The organism is Pseudomonas tehranensis, from assembly GCF_014268615.1.
Classification (GTDB): Bacteria; Pseudomonadota; Gammaproteobacteria; order Pseudomonadales; family Pseudomonadaceae; genus Aquipseudomonas; species Aquipseudomonas tehranensis.
Genome location: NZ_JABWQV010000322.1, coordinates 1 through 4849 on the forward strand (window position 1 = coordinate 1; position 4849 = coordinate 4849).

The window sequence follows — 4849 nt, forward strand, 5'->3', positions numbered from 1 at the left end:
ATCTGTGGGAGCAAGGCTTGCCCGCGATGACGTCGATGCCGTCACCGCAAAGTTAGACCCTGGGCACTGTCTCGACCATCGAAGGCCGCAAGCTTACTTCGGCAAACCACGCTGCCAATTGGGGATTGGCCTTGCGCCATTCCAGATCGGGATGGCGCAGGTCCAGGTAACCCAGGGCGCAGGCCACACTGATGGACGCAATGTCGAAATGGCAGGCCAGTTCGGCTATTGCCTCGGCTTCGAGCATGCCCAGGGCGCGGCGGATCTTGTCCCGTTGCGCATCGAGCCACTGGGCCCAGTGTTTTTCTGAAGGTCGCAGGGCGGTTTCGTAGCGAATCATCACCGCGGCATCCATGATTCCGTCAGCCAGGGATGCCAGGGTCAGGCGTCGCCACCGGGCTGCGCCGTCCCGGGGGATCAGCGGATTGCCGACGTGCTGGTGGTCGAGGTAATCGAGGATGACGCGGCTGTCATGGATCACCGTTCCGTTGGCCAGGCGCAGGGCCGGGATCTTGCTCAGGGGGTTGTCATCCATGAGCGCCGGATCCGGTTTGACCGGCGTAAGCTGGCTGAGCTGCAAGGCCACGCGGTCCTGCTGGCCGGTTTCGTGCAACAGCACCAGGACCTTGCGCACGAAAGGCGAGGCGGGGTTGTGGAACAACGTCATGCTGGGGGCCGACATGCAGGTATCCTCGATTGGCGGGCAAGAGCTTAGCCTAGACAGTTCCAAGGCGGCCGGCGAGGCCGATTGGATGCCAGTGTGGGAGCGAGCCTGCTCGCGATAGCGCAGTGTCAGTCGATATCAATGTGACTGGTTCACCGCCATCGCGAGCAGGCTCGCTCCCACATTGGGGCCGCGTCGGGCTGAATTTATCTGCGTTTGATTAGCCCCCAGGCCCCCAGCACCGTCGGTATTCCCAGTCCCACCCAGCTCACGGCATCCCAGGCCCCGTCGCCCAGCAATGCTGAAAACAAACCTGCCGCGCTCAGCACGCCGATCGCCACGGGAATACCAAACACTTTCCAGAAACTCGACTGCCGGGGCCTCACGAGACCACCTGCGCTGCGACCGCTGCGCGCTTGGCCGCTTTGCGTCGCAGACCCACAGGTAGACGCCGCTGCCGAGGACGATGATGGTCAGCACGTCCAGGGTCGCCCAGAAAATCTGCATCGGCCGACCGCCGTAGTCGCCGAAGTGCAGCGGCAAGGACAGGCTCATCATATCCATGTACCACGGCCGTTCAGCCACGGCGGTGACGTCCAGAGTGCTGGCATCGATCAATACGGGTGTCAGCAGATGGGAGGTCAGGTGGGTGTCACCCTTCATGAACACGCTGTAGTGGTGTTCGCTGGAAAACAGCGTGCCGGGGAAGGCGATGAAGCTGGGTTCCATGCCCGGCGCAACCTCTTTGGCGATGTCCAGCAAGCGCGTCGCCGGGGCCAATTGCGTCAGCGGCGGGGCGTCGCGATAGGGCTCGACCATGGCGCTGAGGCTGTCATTGCGCCAGGCGGCGATGATCAGGTCGGCGCAGGCAGCGATGACGCCGGTCACGCCCACCGTCAGCGCCCAGACCAGCGTGACCACGCCGATCAGGTTGTGCAAATCGAGCCAGCGTAGGCGCGTGGATTTGTCCTGGCGCACCGTGGCGAATTTGAGGCGGCGCATGAACGGCAGGTACAACACCACACCGGAAACGATGGCGATCACGAACAACAGGCCCATGAACGCCAACAGCAACTTGCCTGGCAAACCGGCGAACATGTCCACATGCAGGCGCAGCATCACCATCATGAAACCGCCGTTGGCCGAGGGCATTTCCAGGGCCTCGCCGGTGCGGGCATCGAGCATGAAGGTGTGGGATGAATTGGGTTCGGTGCCCGGCGTCGGCGCCATGATGGTGATGACACCGTTGGGATCATCCTCGTCCCAGCCAAAATACTGGACCACCTCACCGGGGCGATGGGCATTGGCTTTTTCCACCAGTTGCGCAAGGTCCAATTGCGGGGTGTCGGCCGGCATCTCCCGAAGCTCGGGGGCGTCGCCCAGCAAATGCTCGATTTCGTGATGAAAAATCAACGGCAGCCCGGTGATCGCCAGCATCAGCAGAAATACCGTGCAGATCAGGCTGGTCCAGGTGTGGACGAAGGACCAGCGGCGGATGGTTTTGCTTTTCATGATTGATCCGAATGCAAAAAGGGCCACAGGTGGCCCTTCAAAAGGTTTGCGCAAATGCTAACCGTTTACCATTTGTAATTCACGCTGGCGACGACGCTGCGTTGGTCGCCGTAGTAGCAGTAGAAACCGTCACACGTGGACAGGTAGTCCTTGTTGAAGACGTTTTTTGCATCCACCGCCACTGAGACACCTTTGAGCGAGTTGTTCAGGCGACCCAAGTCGTAATGGGCCGAGGCGTCATACACGGTATAGGAACCGACATGTCCCCAGTCGGTGTTGGTGGTGTTGCCATAGGTATCGCCGACGTAACGCAGACCCGCACCGACACCAAAGCCGTCCAGCGGGCCGTTGTGCCAGGTGTAATCGGCCCACGCGGTAGCTTGGTGACGCGGCACCTGGGCCATGCGTTTGCCTTCTTCAGCCGCGGTGCCTTTGGTGATTTCGCTGTCGTTGTAGGTGTAGGAGCCGACCAGTTTCAGGTTGTCGGTCACATCGCCCGAGGCTTCCAGTTCCAGGCCGCGAACGCGCACTTCGCCCACCTGGCGGGTCACACTGTTTTCGGTGACGGAGTTGTTTTTCTGAGTCAGGTCGAACACCGCCGCCGTCAGCAGGGTTTTGGTACCGGGCGGCTGGTACTTGATGCCCGCTTCGTACTGCTCGCCTTCGGTCGGCTTGAATGCATCGGTGCTGTTGACGTTGGTGCCGGCTGCTGCCTGGAAGGACTGGGCGAAAGAAATGTACGGCGTCACGCCATTATCGAAGACGTAGCTCAGCGCCGCGTTGCCGCTGAATTTCTTGTCGCGCTGGGTGTTGGTCGCACCGGCCTGGTTGTGGAACTCGGTGCCGGTGTGGATCCAGTCTTCACGACCACCAAGGGTCAGGCGCCAGTTGTCCAGGGCGATCTGGTCTTGGACGTAGAGACCGGTTTGCTGGGTCTTCTGGTTGTAGTCGTACATGGTGAAATACTGAACGTTGGAAAAATCCTGTCCGTAGATCGGATTGTGGATATTGCTGGCCGGTACGCCGGTCGAGCCCCACAGCCAGCGCGAGTTGCTGTTGGAGCGCTGGTGATCCAGGCCCAGCAACAAGGTGTGGCTCAGGGCCGCGGTTTGGAAATCGGCCTGGAAGTTGTTGTCCACGGCGAACTGGCTGATGTCTTCGTTGATGACGCTGGCGCTGCGCTTGACGTTGCCGTTGGCATCCACGGATTGGTCGGGACCGTCTGGCCAGAATTGGCCGCCTGCGGAGATGCCTTGGGTTTCCAGATCGCTCTTGGTATAGCGCAGGTTCTGGCGGAACTGCCAGGTGTCGTTCAGACGATGTTCAAACGCATAACCAAGGGCGTAGTAGGTGCGGTCGTAGAATTCCCAGTCCGGGTCACCCAGGTTTTTGTGGTGGGAAATCTTGCCGGCCGGCGACGACAGCTTGGTGCCTTGCAGCGGCAGGAATTGCCCGGTGATGCCGGTGTCGTCGCGGGTGTATTGAGACAGGAATGTCAGGCGGGTGTCGTCGTTGATGTTCCAGGTCAGGCTTGGGGCGATGTTGTAGCGTTTGTCCGGGATGTGATCGACCTGGGCGTTGCTGTCGCGTACCGTGCCGCTGACCCGATACAGGAACTGGCCTTCGTCATCGACCTTGCCGGTGCTGTCGAAGTTGATCTGCTTGTGTTCGTAGCTGCCGGCTTGCAGTTCGACCTCGTGGCTGCTTTCAGCCTGCGGGCGCCGGCTGACCATGTCCAGCATGCCGCCGGGTGGCGTCTGGCCGTAGACCGAAGACGCTGGACCACGCAGCACGGCGATGCGTTCGAGGTTCCAGGGCTCGATTTTCGGCGTGACGTAGTTGCCCTTGGGCAGTGGCAGGCCATCGAGGAACTGCGTCGGTACAAAGCCGCGTACCAGCAACCAGTCGTTGCGTGAGTCCGAGCCGTAGCCGCTGCTCTGCACGCCAGCGGTGTAGCGCAGGGCGTCATTGAGGTTGAGGACCGAGCGATCTTCCATCTGCTGGCGTGTGACCACGGAAACCGAGCGCGGCAGTTCGACAATCGGCGTATCCGTCTTGGTGCCGGCCGCCGTGCGGGTGGCGACATAGCCGTCGGTCGGACCCCACGCGGTTTCGCTGAGACCGGCGCCGATCACGCTGGTTTCCGGCAAAGCCATTACGCCTTCGGGCACGGCCACCAGGCTGTAGGTGCCGGCGCTGCTTTGTTGCAGTTGAAGGCCCGTGCCGCGCAAGGCCTCACGTAATGCGCCAATGGCATCGAACTGGCCTTGGACCGGTGCCGAGGTTTTGCCCGAGGCCAGGGACGGGGTCAGACTCAGGGCGAGCCCGGCCTGACTGGCGATCTGGTTCAGGGTGCTGGCCAATGGTGCGGCGGGCAGGTTGTAGGTGCGCACGTTCGAGGCTTGTTCGGCGGCCAGCAACGGGCCGCTGACCAACGGGGCGGCAAAAGCGATGGCAACGGCCAACAGACTGGGGCGCAACAGGGTGTCTAGCGGGCGGGACATACGGCGGCTCCTGAATGGAAATATTTCTCAATTGCCTTGGTGCCGGATGAAAATTCAAAAGTGATAGGGCGGGATGAAAATAATTTAGATTCGGTTTGCGGATTGGGGCGTCCAGTCTGGTTTTTGTGCTGAGGCAACAGGCCTCTTCGCGAGCAAGCCCGCTCCCACA

At 61.3% G+C, this 4849-nt stretch carries 4 protein-coding genes and 1 pseudogene; all 5 read right to left on the bottom strand.

From position 1 onward, the window contains the following. Positions 1-52 precede the first annotated feature (52 nt). Positions 53-682, bottom strand: coding sequence for a glutathione S-transferase (locus HU811_RS25005; protein ID WP_092400792.1), 630 nt, complete (start codon positions 680-682; stop codon positions 53-55). Between the two features lie 188 nt (positions 683-870). Continuing rightward, entirely contained in the window at positions 871-1050 is a 180-nt protein-coding gene (locus tag HU811_RS27525) for a hypothetical protein (protein ID WP_092400795.1), read from the bottom strand. Then, positions 1047-2176, bottom strand: a pseudogene (locus tag HU811_RS25010) (PepSY-associated TM helix domain-containing protein). The gene HU811_RS27525 and the pseudogene HU811_RS25010 overlap by 4 nt, the downstream one beginning before the upstream one ends. A 65-nt stretch (positions 2177-2241) precedes the next feature. After that, a complete protein-coding gene (locus HU811_RS25015) occupies positions 2242-4680 on the bottom strand; it encodes a TonB-dependent siderophore receptor (RefSeq protein ID WP_186658663.1) in 2439 nt (812 codons plus the stop codon). Beyond that, on the bottom strand, positions 4665-4849 hold a 185-nt coding region (locus HU811_RS27530), incomplete at its 5' end, for a hypothetical protein (protein WP_225248492.1). The genes HU811_RS25015 and HU811_RS27530, both read right to left, overlap by 16 nt.